The organism is Mycobacterium mantenii (genome assembly GCF_010731775.1).
GTDB lineage: Bacteria > Actinomycetota > Actinomycetes > Mycobacteriales > Mycobacteriaceae > Mycobacterium > Mycobacterium mantenii.
Window position 1 is genome coordinate 5,813,404 of record NZ_AP022590.1, and the last position, 21,434, is coordinate 5,834,837.

A 21,434-nucleotide genomic window follows, 5' to 3' on the forward strand; every position below is an offset into this window, starting at 1 on the left:
GCGTCAAAGCTTGCGCAGCCGCAGCCGGTTGATGGAGTGGTCGGCGTCTTTGCGCAGCACCAGGGTGGCGCGCGGCCGGGTGGGAAGGATGTTCTCCACCAGGTTGGGACGGTTGATCGAACGCCAGATCTCCCGAGCGGCGGCGACGGCCTTGGTGTCGTTCAGCGCCGAGTAGTGGTGGAAGTGCGATTCGGGATCCGCGAAGGCGGTGCTCCGCATGGCCAGGAACCGCGATACGTACCACTGCTCGATGTCCTCGATCCGGGCGTCCACGTACACGCCGAAGTCGAACAGGTCCGACACCATCAGGGTCGGACCTGTCTGCAGAACGTTGAGACCTTCCAAAATCAAAATGTCGGGATGGCGCACCACATGCTTGGCCCCGGGGATGATGTCGTATTTCAGGTGCGAATACACGGGCGCGCACGCGTAGTCCGAACCCGATTTCACCGAGGTCACGAACCGCATCAGCGCCCGGCGGTTGTAGCTTTCCGGAAACCCTTTGCGATGCATCAGGTTTCGCCGGTCCAGCTCGGCATTCGGGTATAGAAAGCCGTCGGTGGTGACCAGGTCCACCCGCGGGTGGTGGTCCCAGCGCGCCAAGAGCGCCTGCAGCACGCGGGCTGTCGTCGACTTGCCGACTGCGACGCTGCCGGCCACCCCGATGATGAACGGCACCGGCCGGTCCGGGTTTTGCTGGGGTTCGCCGAGGAATTCGGCGGTGGCGGCGAACAATCGCTGGCGCGCCGCGACCTGCAGGTGAATGAGCCGGGCCAGCGGCAGATAAACCTCTTCGACTTCGAGCAAGTCGATCTGTTCACCCAGACCGCGCAGGCCGACCAGTTCCTCCTCGGTGAGGGCCAGCGGCGTCGACATACGAAGCGCACGCCATTGCTTTCGGTCGAACTCCACATAAGGGCTCGGCTCGCTAAGCCGCGGCATAGTGCAAGTGTTGCAGGAGCGCGGAAAAGCCCGACGGCTGGGCTGTCGAAAAGTCGGCGCTGGATAGACTGGCGGCCGTGACTGCTGCACCTGACGCCCGTCCCACTGCCCCCGCCACGGCGTCCCTCATGTCCGCCCCGCTGGCCGAGGTCGACCCGGATATCGCCGAGCTGCTCGGCAAAGAACTGGGCCGGCAACGCGACACCCTCGAGATGATCGCCTCGGAGAACTTCGTGCCGCGCGCGGTGCTGCAAGCCCAGGGCAGCGTGCTGACCAACAAGTACGCCGAGGGGTTGCCCGGGCGCCGCTACTACGGCGGCTGCGAGTACGTCGACGTCGTGGAGAACATCGCCCGCGACCGGGCCAAGGCGCTCTTCGGGGCCGATTTCGCCAACGTGCAGCCGCATTCGGGCGCGCAGGCCAACGCCGCCGTGCTGCACGCGCTGATGTCACCGGGGGAGCGGCTGCTGGGCCTGGACCTGGCCAACGGCGGTCACCTGACGCACGGCATGGAACTGAACTTCTCCGGCAAGCTCTACGAGAACGGCTTCTACGGCGTCGACCCGACGACGCACCTCGTCGACATGGACGCGGTGCGCGCGCAGGCGCTGGAATTCCGCCCCAAGGTGATCATCGCCGGGTGGTCGGCCTATCCGCGGATCCTCGACTTCGCCGCGTTCCGGTCGATCGCCGACGAGGTCGACGCCAAGCTCTGGGTGGACATGGCGCACTTCGCCGGCCTCGTCGCAGCCGGGCTGCATCCCTCGCCGGTGCCGCACGCCGACATCGTGTCGACCACCATTCACAAGACGCTCGGCGGCGGCCGCTCGGGGATGATCCTCGGTAAGCAGGAGTACGCCAAAGCGGTCAACTCGGCGGTGTTCCCCGGTCAGCAGGGTGGACCGCTCATGCACGTCATCGCGGGCAAGGCCGTCGCGCTGAAGATCGCAAGCACCCCCGAATTCGTCGAGCGGCAGCGGCGCACACTCTCCGGCGCGCGCATCCTCGCCGACCGGTTGCTGGCCGCCGACGTCGCCAAGGCCGGTGTGTCGGTGGTCAGCGGCGGTACGGACGTGCACCTGGTGCTGGTGGACCTGCGCAATTCCCCGCTCGACGGGCAGGCCGCCGAGGATCTGCTGCACGAGGTCGGCATCACCGTCAACCGCAACGCCGTGCCCAACGACCCGCGGCCGCCGATGGTCACGTCGGGCCTGCGGATCGGGACGCCCGCCCTGGCCACCCGCGGCTTCGGCGACACCGAGTTCAGCGAGGTTGCCGACGTCATCGCCACCGCGCTGGCGGCCGGCAGCGCGGCCGACGTGTCGGGTCTGCGGCAGCGCGTCACCCGGCTGGCCCAGGAGTTTCCGCTGTACGACGGCCTCGAAGACTGGGCGCTGGTCGGCCGCTAGCCGGGCCGGACAGCACGGCCGCACGCGATTGAGGACCAAAGTCACCAGTTGCGGCGACACGGCCCGGCCGATTTCATGAACCTGTGTCCGCGGGTTACGGTCATCTCATGGCACAAAGACCTGTCGCTAACGCGCTGACCCTGGAACTCGAGCCGGTCGTGGAAGCGAACATCGACCGCCACCTGTCCACCGAAGAACTCTGGTTCGCGCACGACTACGTGCCGTTCGAACGGGGCGAGAACTTCGCCTTCCTCGGTGGACGCGACTGGGACCCGTCGTCGATGACGTTGCCGAGGCCGTTGACCGACGCCTGCGAGATCATGCTGCTGCTCAAGGACAACCTCGCCGCGTACCACCGCGAGCTGGTCGAGCACTTCATCCTGGAGGACTACTGGGGCCGCTGGCTGGGCCGGTGGACCGCCGAGGAGCACCTGCACGCCATCGCGCTGCGCGAGTACCTGGTGGTGACCCGCGAGGTCGACCCGACCGCCAACGAAGAGGCCCGCGTCCAGTACGTCATGAAGGGCTACCGCGCCGACACCTTCTCGCAGGTGGAAACCCTGGTGCACATGGCATTCGTGGAGCGCACCCACGCCGTGTTCTGCGAAAATCTGGCCGCCCGGCTCGAGGAGCCCATCCTGGCCGGCCTCGTCGACCGGATCGCCCGCGACGAGCGGCGCCATGAAGTCTTCTTCTCCAACCTCGTCGCGCACTGCCTCGAGTACACCCGCGACGAGACCATCGCCGCCATCGCCGCCCGCGCGGCCGAGCTGAAGGTGCCCGGGGCCGACATCGACGCGTACCAGGACAAGGTGCAGAACGTCGCAAAGGTAGGCATTTTCGGTCCGGAGCAGCTGCGCCAGGCGGTCTCCGACCGCATCGCCGCATGGGGGCTCGCGGACGAGCCCGCGCTGCGGCAATTCGTCGCCGGCTAAGCCGGCCTGCACGCGCCACACCCCATCGGCCGCAACCGACGGCGGCCGCGGCTCGCCACGTCGGCGCGCCTGCACAGCGCGCACGCGGCCACGGGAGTAGCGTCGATCTCGATGGTCAGCGTCATGCTCTGCTGCCAGGGCGGCACCTCCCGTCACCACAACGGAAGGACCGGCCCCGGTCCTGGTGCTGCGGTTCCCGTCGACATGCCTGTGCGGGTCCGCGCGGGCTCATCCCGCTCGAGGAGCGCTACGTGACCGAAATCCGGACCTACGTGATCGACACTTCCGTGCTGCTGTCCGACCCCTGGGCGTGCAGCCGGTTCGCCGAACACGAGGTGGTTGTTCCGTTGGTGGTGATCAGCGAACTGGAGGCCAAACGCCACCATCACGAGCTGGGATGGTTCGCCCGCCAGTCGCTGCGGCTGTTCGACGATCTCCGCCTCATGCACGGACGGCTGGATCAGCCCATTCCCGTTGGGACACAAGGTGGTTCGATGCACGTTGAGCTCAACCACACGGACCCGTCGGTACTGCCGGCGGGTTTCCGCAGCGACAGCAACGACTCCCGGATCCTGAGCTGTGCCGCCAACCTCGCCGCCGAAGGCAAGCGAGTCACGTTGGTCAGCAAGGACATTCCGCTTCGGGTCAAGGCCGCCGCGGTCGGGCTAGCCGCCGACGAATACCACGCTCAAGACGTGGTGGCCTCCGGGTGGTCGGGGATGCGCGAGATCGAGACCGCCACCGAGGACATCGACGCGCTGTTCACCGATGGCGAGATCGATCTGGTGGAGGCGCGAGACCTGCCCTGCCACACCGGTGTTCGGCTGCTCGGCGGTAGCTCCCATGCGCTGGGCCGGGTCAACGCGGACAAACGCGTCCAGCTGGTGCGTGGCGACCGCGAGGTGTTCGGACTGCGCGGGCGGTCCGCCGAACAGCGGGTCGCGCTCGACCTGCTGCTCGACGAGTCGGTGGGCATCGTGTCGATGGGCGGCAAGGCCGGCACCGGCAAGTCGGCGCTCGCCTTGTGCGCCGGCCTGGAGGCGGTGCTGGAGCGGCGCACCCAGCGCAAGGTGGTGGTCTTCCGCCCGCTCTACGCCGTGGGCGGTCAGGAGCTGGGATATCTGCCCGGCAGCGAGAGCGAGAAGATGGGCCCGTGGGCCCAGGCCGTCTTCGACACCCTCGAGGGTCTGGCCAGCCCGGCGGTGCTGGAGGAAGTGCTGTCCCGCGGCATGCTCGAGGTGCTGCCGCTGACCCACATCCGGGGCCGCTCCTTGCACGACTCGTTCGTCATCGTCGACGAGGCGCAGTCGCTGGAGCGCAACGTCCTGCTGACCGTGCTGTCCAGACTGGGCACCGGATCGCGGGTGGTGCTGACTCACGACATCGCGCAGCGCGACAACTTGCGGGTGGGCCGCCACGACGGTGTCGCGGCGGTGATCGAGAAGCTCAAGGGCCATCCGCTGTTCGCCCACATCACCCTGTTGCGCAGCGAACGATCGCCGATTGCGGCCCTGGTCACCGAGATGCTCGAGGAGATCGCCGGCCCGCAGTGAGGGCGCTTGACCAGCGCGCTCGACCCCGGGTGGGCATCCCTTCGATAAACTTCCACGGTGGTGAAACGACCCGACACCCAGGCCTGGCGCTACTGGCGCACGGTCGTCGGTGTGGCGGCCGCCGTCGCGGTGCTGGTGATCGGCGGGCTCACGGGTCACGTGACGCGCGCCGACGACCTCAGCTGCTCGGTCACCAAGTGCGTCGCGTTGACCTTCGATGACGGGCCGGGCCCGTTCGACGAGCGGCTGCTGCAGATCCTGAAGGAGAACGACGCCAAGGCCACGTTCTTCCTGATCGGCAACAAGGTGGCCGCCAACCCGGCCGGCGCCAAGCGCATCGCCGACGCCGGGATGGAGATCGGCAACCACACCTGGGAACACCCCAACATGACGACGATCCCGCGCGAGGACATCGCCGCCCAATTCTCCAAGGCCAACGACGCGATCACCGCCGCCACCGGGCGCACCCCAACCCTGTATCGGCCCGCGGGCGGCTTGTCCGACCCGGTGGTGCGGCAAGCGGCCGGCCAATTCGGGCTGGCCGAAATCCTCTGGGATGTCATCCCTTTCGATTGGGCTAACGACTCGAACACGGCGGCGACACGCTACATGCTGATGACCTACATCAAGCCCGGCTCGGTGGTCCTGCTGCACAGCACCTACTCGAGCACCGTGGATCTGGTGTACCAGTTCATCCCGGTGCTCAAGGCCAACGGCTACCGGCTGGTGACGGTCAGCGATCTGCTGGGATCACGTTCTCCCGGTAGCAGTTACGGCAGCCGGGAGAACGGTCCGCCCGTCAACGGCCTGCACGACATCCCGCCCGGCGACATCCCCACGCTGCCCAACACGCCCTCGCCGAAACCGATGCCCAATTTCCCGATCACCGACATCCCCGGGCAGAACTCCGGTGGGCCGAACAACGGTGCGTAGAGCGAATTCCGGACCGCACGCGGCTACCTTTGTAGGGTGATCACCGTGAGATGGCTTCGGGATCGGCTTCCGCGACCATGGCGCGGTCCGGCGGCGCGGCCCGCCACGGGGCAGCCAAAGTCCTTTCGACGGTGGTTGTTTCAATACGAGCTCGATCTGAGCCTGTCCTACGTCCTGGCTGTCGTCGAGGCGGCAGCCATCCTGATTCCGTTGCGGGGCCACACTTCCGTCGGCTCCAACGCGGACTTCGCGCGCCAGAACACGGTGTCGGTGGTGGTGCTCATCGCGCTGGCCATCGTCGGTGTCGCGGTGGCCGGCGCCGTCAGCCTGGCTCCCACCGTGCGCTGGTATGTCGCCGGTGACGAACCCACCCCGGCGCAGCGCGAAGCCGTAATGAAGCTGGCCGGTCGCCAGTCGGCGATCCTGGTGACGGCCTGGGCGCTGAGCGGTGGGATCTTCATCCTGCTGAATCTCACTGGCAAGCCCCAGCTTCTGCTGCCCATCGTGCTCGGTGTGCTGCTCGGCGGGTCGGCCGCCGCCGGCACAGCGATGTTGCTCGCGCAACGCACCCTGCGGCCCATCATGCGGGCCGCCACGCTGGGCGCCGAGCCACGGCTGGCGGTGCCGAGCGTGTACGCGCGGCTGGTTCTGCTGTGGTTCCTGTGCAGCGCATTCCCCATTGCCGTGATCGCGACGCTGGTCGTCCTTCGCTCGTACGGGTGGTTGATCGAAAAGTCCGCATCATTGGATGTGCCGATTCTGGTGGTGTCGCTGGCGGCGCTGGTGCTAGGACTGCCGACCATGCTCTTGACCTCGCGGTCCATCTCGGATCCGGTCGGCGAGGTCGTCGACGCGATGGCCGAGGTCGAGCACGGCCGGATGGAAACGTACGTCGGCGCCTACGAACGGTCCCAAATCGGGCGATTGCAAACGGGATTCAACCGGATGGTGGCCGGGCTCGCCGAGCGGGACCGGCTGCGTGACCTGTTCGGACGCCATGTTGGGGCCGACGTCGCGCAGCGTGCCCTCGCCGAGGGGGCCTCGCTGTCGGGAGACGTGGTCGAAGCGGCGGTGCTTTTCATCGACCTGGTGGGATCCACCCAGCTCGCCGAAAGCCGCCCCCCGCAAGAGGTCGCCGCGGTGCTCAACGACTTCTTCCGGATCGTCGTGCACGCCGTCGACGAACACCACGGGCTGGTCAACAAATTCGCCGGCGATGCCGCACTGGCCGTGTTCGGGGTGCCGTTGCCGACGAGCGAACCGGCGTCGTCGGCGTTGGCGACCGCTCGTGCGCTCGGCGCCCAACTGCGGCGGCTGCCGGTCGATTTCGGCATCGGCGTCTCGGCGGGACGGGTGTTCGCCGGCAATGTCGGCGCCGAGAACCGGTACGAATACACCGTGATCGGTGACGCCGTCAATGAAGCCGCCCGGCTGGCTGACCTCGCCAAAACCTCCGACCGGCGGATCCTGTGTTCGGCGGGCGCCGTCGACGCCGCGAGCGAGGCCGAGCGCGCGCAGTGGGCCGAGTGCTATTCCACGGTGCTGCGCGGGCGATCGGAGGCCACCCACGTCTCGGCGCCGGCGGGCCCCGCTAGCTAGCCGAGGCGACTCGGGTCAGGACTTCGAAACCTTCAGCGCGGCAATGATCTTGCCGACCAGACCCGCCGACGCGGCGTCCCCGATGGGTGTGCTGCCGATGAAGACGCTGACCGGCTTGGTGTCGACGGCGATGATGGACACGGAGTCGCCCTTGACGTTGCGGCTGGGGTCGGCGATCGTCACGTCGGCGTCGACCCGGACGGCCTTGGTGCCGTCGACGGTGATCGACGACGACTTCGTCGGTCCGAGCGTGGGCTGCGCGTTCGCGTAACCGGGGCCGGCGACGATGCATTGCATCAACTTCGTGGCTTGCGCCGTAAGGTCCATGCTGGGAACGAAGTTGGTGACGCCGACCTCGGCCGTCATCATCCACTGGTTGGCCCCGGGCACGTCCTGGGCAACGCCCAGGCCGCCGATCAGGTTCGGGCCCTGGTCGTCGGAGAACACCGTCCACCCGGCCGGCGCCGCGCTGGCCGGGAACGACAGCTTGCCGGCGGCGATCGAGTCGGTCCGGGGCATCTCCCCGCCGGACACGTTCGGTGTGCAGTCTGTCGCGTTCTGCGCGGAGTTCTTCGGCTGCGAGACCGAGGTGCTCGTTGTCGAGGGAGCGGAGGCCGGCTTGTTGTCATGGCCGCTGTTCATCACCAGCAGCGTCGCCACCAACGCGATGACCGCCAGTACGACCAATCCGGCGATGATCAACCACGGCAGCTTCGAGCCCGGTCCGCCCGGCGGCGGTCCCGGGGGATAGGGGCCGCCCGGGCCGCCCGGCGGAAACTGCTGTCCGGGTTGGGGATACTGCTGGCCCGGGTAGGGAGCGCCGGGCAGCGGGTACGGGTACGGGCCACCCGGCGGGTAGGCGTACGGACCGCCCTGCGGGTAAGGACCGGGACCGCCCGGCGGGTAAGGGCCGGGACCGCCCGGCGGATAGGGACCGGGACCGCCGGCCGGCGGCTGTCCGCCCCAATTCGGTTCCTGCCCATGCGGATTGCTTCCGTAGGGCCCCTGACCGTAGGGACCGCTGGGAGGAACCGTCATGAAATACCACCCTCACTCTCGTCGACCACCGCCGTCACCCCCGGACTGCCGGGCTCAGTCCTCGGGTTTGACTTTGGCCATTGCCAGCACGTCGAGCCGCCGGTCGAGCTCCTCTTCCGACAGCTTGTCGCCGATCAGGCCGCGGTCGATCACGGTCTGGCGAATCGTCTTGCGCTCCTTGAGTGCTTGCTTGGCCACCGCGGCGGCCTCCTCGTAGCCGATCGCCGAGTTCAGCGGCGTCACGATGGACGGCGACGACTCGGCCAGCTCGCGCAGGTGCTCGACATTGGCCGCCAGCCCGGTGATGCAGCGCTCGGCGAACAGCCTCGACACGTTGGTCAGCAGCTTGAAGGACTCCAGGACGTTGCGGGCCATCATTGGGATGTAGACGTTGAGCTCGAACGCGCCGGACAGGCCGCCGACGGCCACCGCGGCGTCATTACCGATCACCTGCGCGGCGACCTGGGTAACGGCTTCCGGCAGAACGGGATTCACCTTGCCCGGCATGATCGAGCTGCCCGGCTGCAGGTCGGGCAGCTGGATTTCGGCCAGGCCGGTCAGCGGGCCGGAGCCCATCCAGCGAACGTCGTTGGCGATCTTGGTCAGTGACACCGCGATGGTGCGCAGCGCGCCGGAAGCCTCGACCAGTCCGTCGCGCGCCGCCTGCGCCTCGAACGAGTTTGCCGCCGTGCGCAATTCGCTCAGGCCGGTGGAGGCGATCAACGTCTCGACCACCTTGGCGCCGAAGCCGTCGGGGGCGTTCAGGCCGGTGCCGACCGCGGTGCCGCCGATGGCCAGCTCACCCAGCCGCGGTAGCGCCGCGCGCACCCGCTCGATGCCCGCCTCGATCTGGCGGGCGTAGCCGCTGAACTCCTGGCCGAGCGTCACCGGGACGGCGTCCATGAGGTGGGTGCGGCCGGACTTGACCACGGTGTGCCACTCGCGGGCCTTGCCGGCCAGGGCGTCGTGCAGCACCTCGAGCGCCGGGATCAGGTGACGCACGGCGGCCTCGGTGGCCGCGATGTGGGTTGCGGTGGGGAAGGTGTCGTTGGACGACTGCGACATGTTGACGTCGTCGTTGGGATGCACCGTCACACCGTTGGCGGCCGCGATGCTGGCGATCACCTCGTTGGTGTTCATGTTGGAGCTGGTGCCCGAACCGGTCTGGAAGACGTCGATGGGGAACTGATCGTCGTGCCGGCCGTCGGCGATCTCGGCCGCCGCGGCGATGATCGCGTCGGCCTTCTCCGGCGCCAGCAGCCCGAGGTCCTTGTTCACCTGCGCGCAGGCGCCCTTCAGCAGGCCCAAGGCGCGGATCTGGGTGCGTTCCAGGCCGCGGCCCGAAATCGGGAAGTTCTCGACCGCGCGTTGGGTTTGGGCGCGCCACAACGCTTTTGCGGGCACCCGAACCTCGCCCATGGTGTCGTGTTCGATGCGGTATTCGGTGTCGGCGGCGCTATCGGCCATAGGTAGCAGTCCTCGCTGGTGTTGGTTCAGGGCAGGGGATAGGCGGCGGAGGTGTCGCCGGTGAAGTCGATCGCGGAGTACTCGTTGAGTTTCGAAAGCCGGTGGTAGGCCTCGATCATGCGCACGGTGCCCGATTTCGACCGCATCACGATCGACTGCGTGGTGCAGCCGCCGGGGTAATACTGCACACCCTTGAGCAGGTCGCCGTTGGTGACTCCGGTCGCGCAGAAGAACACGTTCTCACCGGACACCAGGTCCTCGGTGGTCAGCACGCGGTCCACGTCGTGGCCCGCGTCGATGGCCTTCTGGCGTTCCGCGTCGTCCGTGGGAGCCAGCTGCGCCTGGATGGCGCCGCCCATGCAGCGGATGGCGGCGGCGGCGATGATGCCTTCCGGGGTGCCGCCGATCCCGGCCAGCATGTCGGTGCCCGAGTGCGGCCGGCAGGCCGAGATCGCGCCGGCGACGTCACCGTCGGTGATCAGCCGGATGCGGGCACCGGTGGCCCGCACGTCGTCGATCAGCTGGGCGTGCCGCGGCCGGTCCAGGATGCACACGGTCATGTCGCGCACCGACAGCGCCTTGACCTTGGCGACGGCCTTGATGTTCTCGGCGATCGGCGCGGTGATGTCGAGCACATTGGCGGCCTCGGGCCCGACGGCGATCTTGTTCATGTAGAACACCGCCGACGGGTCGAACATCGCGCCGCGGTCGGCCACCGCCAGCACGGAGATGGCGTTGGGCATGCCCTTGCTCATCAGCGTGGTGCCGTCGATCGGGTCGACGGCGAAGTCGCACTCCGCGCCGTCGCCGTTACCGACCTCCTCGCCGTTGTAGAGCATCGGCGCATGGTCTTTTTCGCCCTCGCCGATGACGACGACTCCGCGCATGGACACCGTGTTGACCAGCTCGCGCATCGCGTCGACGGCTGCCCCGTCGCCGCCCTCTTTGTCGCCGCGGCCGACCCAGCGACCTGCGGCCATGGCACCGGCCTCGGTGACGCGGACCAGTTCCAAAGCCAGGTTGCGGTCGGGCGCCTCACCGCGCGGTCGCCCCTGCGCTGGGGCCCGCCCGGTGGCGGCGGACGAGCGTTCGCCCTCAACTGTCATGGTTGGTGATTGTCCCAGAAGCGGATCGGTCCGCTGGAACTGGGATACTCGGGGGATGACGGAAGAGCCGCCGCTGAATGCCCAGCTTGATGGGAACGTGGCCGGCACGCCGTCTGCGCAGGCCGGACCGGCGGCCCGCCCGGTTCCGAAGCCGGCCAAACCCCGGCTGTTGCAGGACGGCCGGGACATGTTCTGGTCCCTGATTCCGCTGGTCATCGGGTGCATCGTGCTGGCCGGGATGCTGGGCATGTGCTCGTTTCAGCTCGGCAACCACGAAGGCCCCGTCCCGCGCTATGACGCGGGGGCGGCCCTGCGTGCGGACGCTGCCACGCTCGGCTTTCCCATCCGCCAACCGCAGCTGCCCGCCGGCTGGCAGGCCAACTCCGGCCACCGCGGCGGTATCCAGGGCGGGCGGACCGATCCCGCCGGCGGTCAACGGGTGAACGCGCCCGTCTCGGTCGTCGGCTACATCAGTCCGACCGGGATGTATCTGAGCCTGACCCAGAGCAACGCCGATGAGGACAAGCTCGTCAATTCGATTCATCAGTCCGCCTACCCGACCGGAACGGTCGACGTCGGTGGGACCAGGTGGGTGGTCTATCAGGGTTCCGGCCAGAACGGCGCGGACGCCGAGCCGGTATGGACGACCCGGCTGGGTGGCCCGAGCGGCGCCCAAATTGCGATAACCGGCGCCGGAAACACCGATCAATTCCGTACGCTGGCGTCGGCGACGCAATCGCAACCGCCTTTGCCAAGCCGCTAGCCCGCCCGCGCAAGCAAAGGGATCGTCAACGTGACTGCACCAGAGGCTGATCTGTCCGGATGGTCGGTGGCACCGTTCAGCGGTGGCGGATACACCCATGACATCTACCGCAAGGGCAGCGGCCCCGGGGTGGTGCTGATCCCCGAACTCCCCGGGATCCATCCCGGTGTGCTCGCCTTGGGTAATCACCTGGTGGACAACGGCTTCACCGTCGCGATGCCGTCATTGTTCGGCGAACCGGGCAAGGCCAAGACGGCCGGCTACATCCTCGGCAGCATCGGGCGAGCCTGTGTGGCAAGGGAATTCGCCGCGCTGGCACTGAACAAGCAGCGACCGGTGGCGTTGTTCCTGCGTGCGCTGGCCAGCGACCTCAACGCATCGACGCCGGGCAAGGGCGTCGGCGTGATCGGCCAGTGCTTCACCGGCGGGTTCGCGCTGGCCGCCGCGGTCGACGACAGCGTGCTGGCGCCGGTGCTCTCGCAGCCGTCGGTCCCGTTCCCGCTGGGCGCCGCACGGCGCCGCGACCCCGGCCTGAGCGAATCCGAGCTGACCACCGTGGCCGACCGGTGCGCCAACGACGGCTTGTGCGCCATGGGCCTGCGGTTCAGCGAGGACAAGATGGCACCCGGCGAGCGGTTCGCGACGCTCAAGCAGCGCCTCGGTAACGCCTTCGAGGTGATCGACATCGATTCGGGCCCCGGCAATCAGCACGGCTTCGGCAAGATGGCGCACTCGGTGCTCACCGACGAGGTCCGCGAAGTCGACGGCCATCCCGCCTACGAGGCCCGCAAGCGAGTGGTCGAGTTCCTCACGCAACGCCTTTTCTAAGTTCGTTTCAGGAGATTTTGTACGCGTATGGCGATCGACGACCTTGTGGTCGACACCGACTACGGCCCGGTCCGGGGCATCGAGGACGACGGTGTCAAGGCGTGGAAGGGCATTCGGTACGCGGCGGCCCCCGTGGGCGAGCTGCGTTTCCGGGCGCCTCAACCGCCCGCGCGGTGGACCGAGGTCGCCGACGCCACCGCTTTCGGGCCCGCCTGCCCGCAACCCGTATTCCCCAACATGCCATTGGATTTGGGCGCGGCGCAGGGCGAAGACTGCCTGCGGCTCAACATCTGGGCGTCCTCTGACACCCGGACCGGTGATGCCAAAGCGGTGATGCTTTGGGTGCACGGCGGCGCCTACGTCCTGGGGTCGAGCAGCCAGACGCTCTATGACGGCCGCAGACTGGTCAGCCACGGCGACGTCGTCGTGGTGAGCGTCAACTACCGGCTCGGGGCGCTCGGCTTTCTCGACCTGTCGTCGGTCGACAGCGCAGGGCGGCATTTCGACTCGAATGTCGGGCTCCGCGACGTGCTGGCGGCGCTGGCGTGGGTGCGCGACAACATCGCTGCCTTCGGCGGCGATCCGCAGCGGGTCACGCTGTTCGGCGAGTCCGCCGGGGCCGGGATAGTCACCACGCTGCTGGCCAGCCCGCCGGCCAGGGGGCTGTTCGCCAGGGCGATCGCGCAAAGCTCGCCGGCCACTTCCGTTTACGACCGCGAACGCGCCGGACGGGTGGCCCAGGCCTTCCTCGACCGGCTGGGAGTCTCGCCGTCGGAATCCCAGCGACTGGTCGACATGCCGATGAGCGCGATCTTGGCCGCGTCGCAACAGGTGTTCGACGAAGTGCCGGTGCGCAACCCGGGAACGCTGGCCTTCGTCCCGATCGTCGACGGCGACGTGCTGACCGACTACCCGGTCAAGCTCGCGCAAGAGGGCCGCTCACATCCGGTCCCGCTGATCATCGGCACCAACAAACACGAGGCGGCGCTCTTCCGGTTGATGCGGTCGCGGCTGATGCCGATCACTCCGAGCGCGATCACGTCGATGTTCAACCAGATCGCCGCCGAACAACCCGATCTGCAGTTGCCCACCGAAGAAGTAATCGGCTCGGCGTATTCGCGAATGCGGCGCAAGGCAAGGATTTTGAGCATCGCGACCGACGTCGGCTTCCGGATGCCGTCGGTGTGGCTGGCCGAGGGGCACAGCCGGGTGGCGCCGGTGTATCTGTACCGGTTCGATTACGCCACCCCGATAATGAAGCTGCTGTTGGTCAACGCCGCGCACGCCACCGAACTGCCTTACGTCTGGGGCACTCTCGGGGCGCCCAGGGATCCCACGCTGAAGCTCGGCGGTGCCAAAACCGCCAAGGCGGTATCCAAGAGGGTGCGCACCCGATGGATCAATTTCGCCGCGCACACGAAGCCCGCGGGCCCGGCCGGCGAGCCGGAATGGACGCCGTATGCGGGGAACGACCGTTCCTGCCTGATCATCGACCGCAGCGACGCCGTCGCGCACGACGTCGACGCCAACATCCGCGCGGCGTGGGGCAGCGAAATGGTGAGCTTCCGCTAGGCGGATGCCTTGTCCGCCAGCGTTTGTCGCTTCATCTGGTCGAACATCTCGACGTAGTACGACAGGCATTCCGACAGCGCCTGCTCGGTGGTGAACAGGGGCTGATAACCGAGGTCGCGGGACGCCTTGGCGATGGAGAAGAAGTTGTCCAGGTACAGCCGCTCGACGGCGAGCGGCTCGAGCAGCGGCGCCGGTATGCCGAACCGGAAATGCAGCCGCTGCCAACCCGTCATCGCCGCGCGCACGATGGGGCCGTTCACCCGGACCCGTGGCCACTTCTCGCCGCAGGCCTCGACCACCGGCCTGGCGAACTCGAACATGTTGATCGGCTCGGCGTCGTTGATGAAGTACGCCTGGCCGGGCGCGGTGCCACCCGGGGTCAGATGCTCGGCAGCCAGGATGAAACCGTGAATCAGGTTGTGCACGTATGAGTTATCCAACCGGGCCGATTTGCGGCCGATCAGCACCTTGACGTGCCCGGCGATCACGCTCTCGAACAGCTTGCGGAACATCGTCTGATCGCCCCGGCCCCAGATGCCGCTGGGCCGAATCGCACACGTCAACAGGCCGCCAACACCGTTCTGGCCCAACACGAATCGCTCGGCGATCACTTTGGTCTCGGTATACAGGTCGTTGAACCGGTCGGTGTAAGGCAGCGTCTCGTCGCCGCCGGCGATGTTCTGGCCGCCCATCACGACGCTGTTGGACGAGGTGTAGACGAAGCGCTGCACCCCGGCCGCCTGCCCGGCGCGGACCAGGTTCTCGGTGCCCCCGACGTTGACGCCGAAGCTGCGCTGCCGGTACTCGTCGGTCACCGACGCACCGCCCATCAGGTCGATGATCGCCGCGGTGTGGAAGACGGTGTCGATACCGTCGACCGCTTGGGCGCACGCGGCCGTGTCGGTGATGTCGCCCTGCAGCACCTCCAGCCGCGGGTGTGGCGGCAGCGGCGAGGGCGCGCGGTCGAAGGAGCGGACCTGATGCCCGCGGTCGAGCAGGGTGGTTACCAGGTTCGCGCCGACGAATCCGGAGCCCCCGGTGACCAGGACGCGGCCGAGTTCGGCCGTCAGCGATGCATCACCCATGTCTGAGAGCATAACTGCAACGTGTTCCAAGTTGGCAAAGAGTTTTCAACCAAGACCCCCGATATCACCGAATTCAGCCATCCTCGGCCTCGCCCGCCGCGAGCGCATCCTCGATTTTCTTGCGAGCTCCAGCTAAGTGCTCTTCGCAGCGTTTAGCCAGCTGTTCGCCTCTTTCCCATAGCTTCAGCGACTCATCGAGGTCCAAACCGCCCTGCTCCAGCACGCGGACGACCTCGATCAGTTCGTCCCGGCACGCCTCATAGCCCAGATGACTAATAGGTGTAATGACTTCGCCCTCGTTCGGGGCGGGGGAGCCGTCCCCGCCGTTCTTACCCGCCATCGGTCCGTCCTTCGCTCACGGCGGCCACGGCGCCGTCGGCCACCCGCACCCGCAGCCGCGTGCCCGCCGGCGCGTCATCGACCGAACGGAGCACGTGGCTCGTCGTCGCCCCGATGGCTTGCACGGTGGTTTGCACGATGGCGTAACCACGGGCCAGCGTCGCCGCCGGCCCCAACGTCGCCAGCCGCGCGCTCAGGTGGCCGACCCGCTCGGTCTCGGTGGCGGCCAGCCGGGTGATGTCCCGGCGAATCGCCGACCGCGCCCGGTGCACCTCGTCGGCACGCGCCGTCAACGCCGCCAGCGGCTCGGCCAGCACCGGGCGGCTGCGGATCTGGGCCAGCGCCCGCTGCTCGCGGGACACCCAGTTGCGCAACGCCTGCGCGCTGCGCCGGCGCAGGTCGTCGACCAGCCGCTGCTCGGCGGCGGTGTCGGGCACCACCTTCTTCGCCGCGTCGGTGGGCGTGGCCGCTCGCAAATCGGCGACCAGATCGCACAGCGGGTTGTCGGGTTCGTGGCCGACCGCGCTGATCACCGGGGTGCGGCAGGCCGCGATGGCGCGGCACAGCGTCTCGTCGGAGAACGGGAGCAGATCCTCCACGCTGCCGCCGCCTCGGGCGATCACGATGACGTCGACCTCGCCGTCACGATCGAGTTCGCCTAGCGCCCCGACGATCTGGGCGACCGCGTTGGGGCCTTGGACCGCGGTGTTGCGCACCGCGAACCGCACGCCGGGCCAGCGTGCGGTCGCCACGGTCGTCACGTCGTGCTCGGCGGCGCTGGCCCGGCCGGTGATCAGGCCAATCATGTTGGGCAGGAAGGGGATCGGCCGCTTGAGCCGCGGATCGAAAAGCCCTTCGGCATCCAGCAGCCGGCGCAGCCGATCGATGCGGGCCAGCAGCTCGCCCACGCCGACAGCGCGAATCTCGGTGAGCCGCAAGGAGAATGTGCCCCGGCCCGTGTAAAAAGACGGCTTGCCGCGCACCACAACCTGCGTGCCCTCGGCCAGCTTCACCGGCGCGTTCAGCACCAGATCGCGCGGGCACGTCACCGTCAGCGACATGTCGGCGGCCGGGTCGCGCAGCACCATGAACACGGTTTTGGAGTCCTGCCGCATCGAGATCTGGGCCAGCTGGCCCTCGACCCAGACGGTGCCCAGCTTGTCGATCCAGCCCGCGACCCGGATGGCCACCGCACGTACCGGGAACGGGTTCTCGGCGGAATTCGGTTCGGAGGTAACGGCCGGGGTCACTTCGCGTTCGCGCGGGTGATCCTGTTGGCGAGCAGCGTCTGGAACGGTGCGCGGCCCTTGGTGGCCTGCTCGTAGGCCAGCAGGGCTTCGAGTTCGTCCACGCGCAGCGATTGCAGACGGGCCCGCAGCTGCGCCAGCGTCAGCGACGAGTAGTCCAATTCGGCGACGACCGCCGGCTGCGGAACCGACGCGTTGGCGGCCGGCTTCTTCGATTGCCGGGCGCCCTTGGTCAGGGCGCTGGCGTCCTCGTGCGCGTCGGCCACCGAGTACAGCGCGAACCGGCCCTCGGCCCGGCGCTCGCCCTCACCGCCGTCCTGCGGCGCGCCGTTAGCGGCGTCGATCGCGTCGTTGAGGTCCTCGTCGAAAGTCGCCCATTCCGGTTTTTCGTCCCGGGGCGGGAAAATCGATTCGAGGGTGCTGTCGCCCTTGATCGCCAGCTCCGCGAGGTTCTGCTGAAAGCGCATCACGATGTGCGCCGCCTGGCTGGCCAGTGTCATCGGGTACATCAGGATGGTTTTCGGCAGCCTGATGGTCTCCTCGACGGCGAGCGTCGCCGCGCCGACCAGCAGCCGAACTCCATACGGTGCAGTGCCCATGGGTCCAAGATTGCCCTAAGCGGCGGCTAACTCCAAGCCCACCGGTGCGAGCTGGCAACCCCGTGTCGGCAGTCAGTACCCTGGACGTCATGCCGCCGACCATCGACATGGGGATTCCCGGCGCGGTCCGATCGGTAGCCGGCGAACCAGCCCGCAAGCGAGTGCTCCTGGCCGAGCCGCGCGGATACTGCGCGGGCGTCGACAGGGCCGTGGAGACCGTGGAACGCGCCCTGGAGAAGCACGGCCCACCGGTGTACGTGCGTCACGAGATCGTGCACAACCGGCACGTGGTAAGCACGCTGGAAAAGGCTGGTGCGGTGTTCGTCGAGGAGACCGACGAGGTGCCCGAGGGCGCCATCGTGGTGTTTTCCGCGCACGGCGTCGCGCCCACGGTGCACGCCGCCGCCGCCGACCGCAACCTGCACACCATCGACGCCACGTGCCCCCTGGTGACCAAGGTGCACAACGAGGCCAGGCGATTCGCGCGCAACGACTACGACATCCTGCTCATCGGCCACGAGGGCCACGAGGAGGTCGTCGGCACCGCCGGGGAGGCGCCCGACCACGTGCAGCTGGTCGACGGGGTCGCCGGCGCGGACAAGGTGACGGTGCGCGACGAGAACAAGGTGGTGTGGCTGTCCCAGACCACCCTGTCGGTCGACGAGACCATGGAAATCGTCGAGCGGCTGCGGGAACGGTTCCCGAAGCTGCAGGATCCGCCCAGCGACGACATCTGCTACGCGACGCAGAACCGGCAGGTCGCGGTCAAGGCGATGGCGCCGGCGTGTGAGTTGGTGATCGTCGTCGGCTCTCGCAATTCATCGAATTCGGTGCGGCTCGTGGAAGTGGCGCTGGGCGGCGGGGCCGCGGCCGCGCACCTGGTCGATTGGGCCGACGACATCGACCCGGCGTGGCTGGAAGGCGTCACCACGGTGGGCGTCACCTCGGGTGCGTCGGTTCCCGAAGTCCTGGTCGAAGGCGTGCTGGCACGGCTCGCCGAGTGCGGCTACGACGTGGTGCAGCCGGTCACGACCGCGCAGGAGACCCTGGTGTTCGCGCTGCCGCGCGAGATCCGGTCGGTTCGCTGAGCCACCGAGCGCTCAGACCACCGGCGGCGACCCGTCGCACCCGCCTGCGCCGCTAGACGTCGTACTCCCAGGATTCCGCCGGGGGCTGTCCGTGCGACCGTCCGGGTGTCCGCGAGCGGCTGCGGCGCTCGGTGTGCGGCTCGCGCGGCGGATCTTGCGAACCGGTGCCGCGGTAGCGGACCTGCGAGATGGGGTGATGCGTCCCGGTGGAGCCGTTTGACGGGGGCCGCTTGCGCCTCGGTTCGTAGGACGGCTCGTAGGGCTCGCGGCTCTCGTAGCGGTTCTCATACCGGCCCGCGGAATTCGGGCCGCTCGGCGGCTCGTACCTGTCCCGGTAGGACTCGAAGCCGTCGAAACGGCTGCTCCGCGGCGTGGGCCGCTCGTACGGGCTGCGGCGGGTGCGCGGCTCGCGACGGGCGTCCCGCCCGCCGCGGGGATCGGGGTCGGCGTCCGGCCGGGGTCGGCGGCGTGACCGCCGGGGCGGCTCGGCGGCGTCGTAGTCGCGCGCCGGCGCGGCGCTGCGGCGGGTGCTGCGCCTCGGCCGCTCGGGCCGCTCGACCGGTTCGGACCCGTCGCCCAGAGGCTCGCGCGCATGCCGGGAACGGGTCCGGGCCGAACGCGTGGAGGTGCGGGTGCTGCGCGTCGTGCGGCGGGTCCGCGACGTGGATCCCGACGTGTGGCGGCGGGGGGAATCGGTGCTGTCGTCGGCGTCGTCCGCGTCGGCGTCGGACTGCAGCACGGACTGCGCTTTGGCGACGATGCCGTTGAAGAAGGACTTCACGCCGGCACCCGCGCCGCCGGCGGTGTCCTCAACGGTGTTCGCGGTTGTGCTTGGCGTGTAAGCGTTTCCGAAGTACCAGCGGGCCAGCCCGATCGCCAGCACCGCGCCCGCGGTGCCCAGCATCAGCGGGAAGCGCTCGATCAGCGGATAGCCACAGTTGATCAGCAGGTCTTTGAGCCGGCCCATTTTGGCGTCATGGAACAGCCAATAGGCGCCCGGGACCGCGCCGAAAAGGATCAGGGGCGGCTGGATGATCGTGGTGAAGATGCCATCCTGGCGCACCGCCAGCACCGCCGCCACGCAGCCGGCTATATAGAAGCCGGCGAAGACGTGGGTCAGTTCCTTGTGACCAGCGTCAATTCCGTAGCCGATGGCGGTCGCGGTGACGGCGATAAGCAGGGCTGCGTACCAGGGGACACCTGGGATCTTTGGATGGATCGAACGGTGGGCACCCTCCACCGCCGAACTTGCCCGCTGTGCTGACACATGTAGACCGTACCGGGAATGGGCCGAAAGGCCCGTAAATACCTCGTAGGGATCACGGGCGTGCCACGCCCGGGGCGCGCGATCGGCGGCGACCAACGGTCCCCGGCGCCCGTCGGCGCCAAGACCCCTAGACTTGGTTCCCCGTGAGCCTGAGCCTGGGAATAGTGGGTTTGCCCAACGTCGGCAAGTCGACCTTGTTCAACGCGCTGACCCGGAACAACGTGGTGGCGGCCAATTATCCGTTTGCGACGATCGAGCCCAACGAGGGCGTCGTCCCGCTGCCCGATCCCCGGCTGGACAAGCTGGCCGAGATGTTCGATTCCGAGAAGATCGTGCCGGCGCCGGTGACGTTCGTCGACATCGCCGGCATCGTCAAGGGCGCCTCCGAGGGCGCCGGGCTGGGCAACAAGTTCCTGGCCAACATCCGCGAGTGTGACGCGATCTGCCAGGTGGTGCGGGTGTTCGCCGACGACGACGTGGTGCACGTCGACGGCAAGGTCGATCCGGCCTCGGACATCGAGGTGATCGAGACCGAGCTGATCCTCGCCGACATGCAGACGCTTGAGCGTGCGGTGCCGCGGCTGGAAAAGGAAGCCCGCAACAACAAGGAGCGCAAGCCCGTGCACGAGGCGGCCGTCGCCGCGCAGGCCGTACTGGACTCGGGCAAGACGCTGTTTTCGGCCGGCGTCGACACGTCACTGCTGCGCGAGCTGAATCTGATGACCACGAAGCCGTTTCTGTACGTGTTCAACGCCGACGAGTCCGTGCTGACCGACGATACCCGCAAGGCCGAGCTGAGCGCGATGGTCGCACCTGCCGACGCGGTGTTCCTCGACGCGAAGATCGAGGCCGAACTCCAAGAGCTGGACGACGAGTCGGCTGCTGAGCTGCTGGAGTCGATCGGGCAAACCGAGCGTGGACTCGATGCGTTGGCCCGGGCCGGTTTTCACACCCTCAAGCTGCAGACCTACCTGACGGCGGGCCCAAAAGAGGCGCGCGCGTGGGTGATTCACCAGGGCGACACCGCGCCGAAGGCCGCGGGGGTGATCCACACGGACTTCGAAAAGGGCTTCATCAAAGCCGAAATCGTCTCCTACGAGGACCTGATCGCCGCGGGTTCGATGGCGGCGGCCAAGGCGGCCGGCAAGGTGCGCATGGAGGGCAAGGATTACGTCATGGCCGACGGCGACGTAGTCGAGTTCCGACACGGGGCAACAACAAAGCCGTCGAAGTAGTCGTCTGATGAGGGGGGCATGATGCATTACCGGCTTTATGAATCTGCAGGCTTCCTGGGCTCGCATCCAGCTTTCGCCGACTCGGACGACTTTGATGCACTGCGGCTCTGGGCCGTGAAGCACAATGACTGGAAGGGTGTCCGGACCGCCGCAGTGATCGTGTCGGACGCCGGCCGCGTCTGGTACGTGAGTCGGAGCGGAAAGGCGCGGGAGGCCAGCGATGAGCGGTCGCCCACTGGCGGCGCCTCGCAGGTGTCGAAGCTGATCGCCCGGCTGGAGGACCGTTACACCCCTGAGAGTGCCATTCAGCTCGGCTACGACGTTCCTGGGCCAGAGAGGTGGACGCACAAGACAATTCCTGTGACGTAGACGAGCAGCGCCGGCCGACGGGGACGTGGTTCGGATCAACGTCTACATCGAAGTCGTGAC

Annotated in this window: 20 protein-coding genes; 11 read left to right on the forward strand and 9 right to left on the reverse strand. The window is 68.1% G+C overall.

Going from position 1 to position 21,434, the window contains the following annotated elements; translation table 11 throughout:
* Positions 1-3: 3 nt before the first annotated feature.
* Positions 4-942 (reverse strand): type I pantothenate kinase, encoded by a 939-nt coding sequence (coaA, locus tag G6N50_RS26870; protein ID WP_044487112.1) that lies wholly within the window; start codon positions 940-942, stop codon positions 4-6.
* Between the two features lie 128 nt (positions 943-1,070).
* Between coaA and glyA the strand changes: the two genes are divergently transcribed.
* The 5 genes from glyA to G6N50_RS26895 all read left to right on the forward strand — a co-directional run bounded on the left by glyA (position 1,071) and on the right by G6N50_RS26895 (position 7,371).
* Positions 1,071-2,351 (forward strand): serine hydroxymethyltransferase, encoded by a 1,281-nt coding sequence (gene glyA / locus G6N50_RS26875; protein WP_083096251.1) that lies wholly within the window; start codon positions 1,071-1,073, stop codon positions 2,349-2,351.
* 107 nt (positions 2,352-2,458) lie between these two features.
* A complete protein-coding gene (locus tag G6N50_RS26880; protein ID WP_083096291.1) occupies positions 2,459-3,286 on the forward strand; it encodes an acyl-ACP desaturase in 828 nt (275 codons plus the stop codon).
* 251 nt (positions 3,287-3,537) lie between these two features.
* On the forward strand, positions 3,538-4,839 hold the full coding sequence (locus G6N50_RS26885) for a PhoH family protein (RefSeq protein ID WP_083096249.1): 1,302 nt from the start codon (positions 3,538-3,540) through the stop codon (positions 4,837-4,839).
* Between the two features lie 57 nt (positions 4,840-4,896).
* Positions 4,897-5,772 (forward strand): polysaccharide deacetylase family protein, encoded by an 876-nt coding sequence (locus tag G6N50_RS26890; RefSeq protein WP_083096248.1) that lies wholly within the window; start codon positions 4,897-4,899, stop codon positions 5,770-5,772.
* Positions 5,773-5,928: 156 nt separating this feature from the next.
* Positions 5,929-7,371, forward strand: coding sequence for an adenylate/guanylate cyclase domain-containing protein (locus G6N50_RS26895; protein WP_179970194.1), 1,443 nt, complete (start codon positions 5,929-5,931; stop codon positions 7,369-7,371).
* A gap of 15 nt (positions 7,372-7,386) precedes the next feature.
* Here the strand turns inward: G6N50_RS26895 and G6N50_RS26900 are convergent, their stop codons facing one another.
* Genes G6N50_RS26900 through glpX form a run of 3 tightly spaced genes read right to left on the reverse strand, consistent with a single transcriptional unit; the run spans position 7,387 to position 10,982 of the window.
* Positions 7,387-8,409: a flagellar basal body-associated FliL family protein gene (locus G6N50_RS26900; RefSeq protein ID WP_083096244.1), complete on the reverse strand. Its 1,023-nt coding sequence runs from the start codon at positions 8,407-8,409 to the stop codon at positions 7,387-7,389.
* 54 nt (positions 8,410-8,463) lie between these two features.
* Positions 8,464-9,876, reverse strand: a complete 1,413-nt coding sequence (locus G6N50_RS26905; protein ID WP_083096242.1) for a class II fumarate hydratase — start codon at positions 9,874-9,876, stop codon at positions 8,464-8,466.
* 26 nt (positions 9,877-9,902) lie between these two features.
* The gene (gene glpX / locus G6N50_RS26910; protein ID WP_083096240.1) at positions 9,903-10,982 is read right to left on the reverse strand and encodes a class II fructose-bisphosphatase; all 1,080 of its coding nucleotides are present in this window, start codon (positions 10,980-10,982) and stop codon (positions 9,903-9,905) included.
* A gap of 55 nt (positions 10,983-11,037) precedes the next feature.
* Here glpX and G6N50_RS26915 point away from each other — a divergent pair, with 55 nt between their 5' ends.
* From G6N50_RS26915 to G6N50_RS26925, 3 genes are read left to right on the forward strand one after another with little or no spacing between them, the layout of a single operon-like run.
* Complete coding sequence (locus G6N50_RS26915) at positions 11,038-11,745, forward strand: DUF4245 domain-containing protein (protein ID WP_083096238.1); 708 nt, start codon at positions 11,038-11,040, stop codon at positions 11,743-11,745.
* A gap of 30 nt (positions 11,746-11,775) precedes the next feature.
* Entirely contained in the window at positions 11,776-12,573 is a 798-nt protein-coding gene (locus G6N50_RS26920) for a dienelactone hydrolase family protein (RefSeq protein WP_083096236.1), read from the forward strand.
* Positions 12,574-12,600: 27 nt separating this feature from the next.
* The gene (locus G6N50_RS26925) at positions 12,601-14,145 is read left to right on the forward strand and encodes a carboxylesterase/lipase family protein (protein WP_083096234.1); all 1,545 of its coding nucleotides are present in this window, start codon (positions 12,601-12,603) and stop codon (positions 14,143-14,145) included.
* Here G6N50_RS26925 and G6N50_RS26930 read toward each other — a convergent pair.
* The 4 genes from G6N50_RS26930 to G6N50_RS26945 all read right to left on the reverse strand — a co-directional run bounded on the left by G6N50_RS26930 (position 14,142) and on the right by G6N50_RS26945 (position 17,415).
* Complete coding sequence (locus G6N50_RS26930; protein ID WP_083096233.1) at positions 14,142-15,242, reverse strand: 3-beta-hydroxysteroid dehydrogenase; 1,101 nt, start codon at positions 15,240-15,242, stop codon at positions 14,142-14,144. The genes G6N50_RS26925 and G6N50_RS26930 overlap by 4 nt on opposite strands.
* A 61-nt stretch (positions 15,243-15,303) precedes the next feature.
* Entirely contained in the window at positions 15,304-15,570 is a 267-nt protein-coding gene (locus G6N50_RS26935) for an exodeoxyribonuclease VII small subunit (RefSeq protein ID WP_083096231.1), read from the reverse strand.
* Positions 15,560-16,819: an exodeoxyribonuclease VII large subunit gene (xseA, locus tag G6N50_RS26940; protein ID WP_083096229.1), complete on the reverse strand. Its 1,260-nt coding sequence runs from the start codon at positions 16,817-16,819 to the stop codon at positions 15,560-15,562. The genes G6N50_RS26935 and xseA overlap by 11 nt, the downstream gene beginning before the upstream one ends.
* A complete protein-coding gene (locus G6N50_RS26945) occupies positions 16,816-17,415 on the reverse strand; it encodes a lipid droplet-associated protein (RefSeq protein ID WP_083096227.1) in 600 nt (199 codons plus the stop codon). Before G6N50_RS26945 ends, xseA begins: the two co-directional genes overlap by 4 nt.
* An 89-nt stretch (positions 17,416-17,504) precedes the next feature.
* On the opposite strand from G6N50_RS26945, the gene G6N50_RS26950 reads away from it, so the two are divergent.
* Complete coding sequence (locus G6N50_RS26950) at positions 17,505-18,503, forward strand: 4-hydroxy-3-methylbut-2-enyl diphosphate reductase (RefSeq protein WP_083096225.1); 999 nt, start codon at positions 17,505-17,507, stop codon at positions 18,501-18,503.
* Between the two features lie 52 nt (positions 18,504-18,555).
* Here G6N50_RS26950 and G6N50_RS26955 read toward each other — a convergent pair whose 3' ends face one another.
* Entirely contained in the window at positions 18,556-19,770 is a 1,215-nt protein-coding gene (locus G6N50_RS26955; RefSeq protein WP_179970071.1) for a DUF6542 domain-containing protein, read from the reverse strand.
* Between the two features lie 143 nt (positions 19,771-19,913).
* On the opposite strand from G6N50_RS26955, the gene ychF reads away from it, so the two are divergent.
* Entirely contained in the window at positions 19,914-21,005 is a 1,092-nt protein-coding gene (gene ychF, locus G6N50_RS26960) for a redox-regulated ATPase YchF (protein ID WP_083096223.1), read from the forward strand.
* A gap of 18 nt (positions 21,006-21,023) precedes the next feature.
* On the forward strand, positions 21,024-21,374 hold the full coding sequence (locus G6N50_RS26965) for a hypothetical protein (protein ID WP_083096221.1): 351 nt from the start codon (positions 21,024-21,026) through the stop codon (positions 21,372-21,374).
* Positions 21,375-21,434 lie beyond the last annotated feature (60 nt).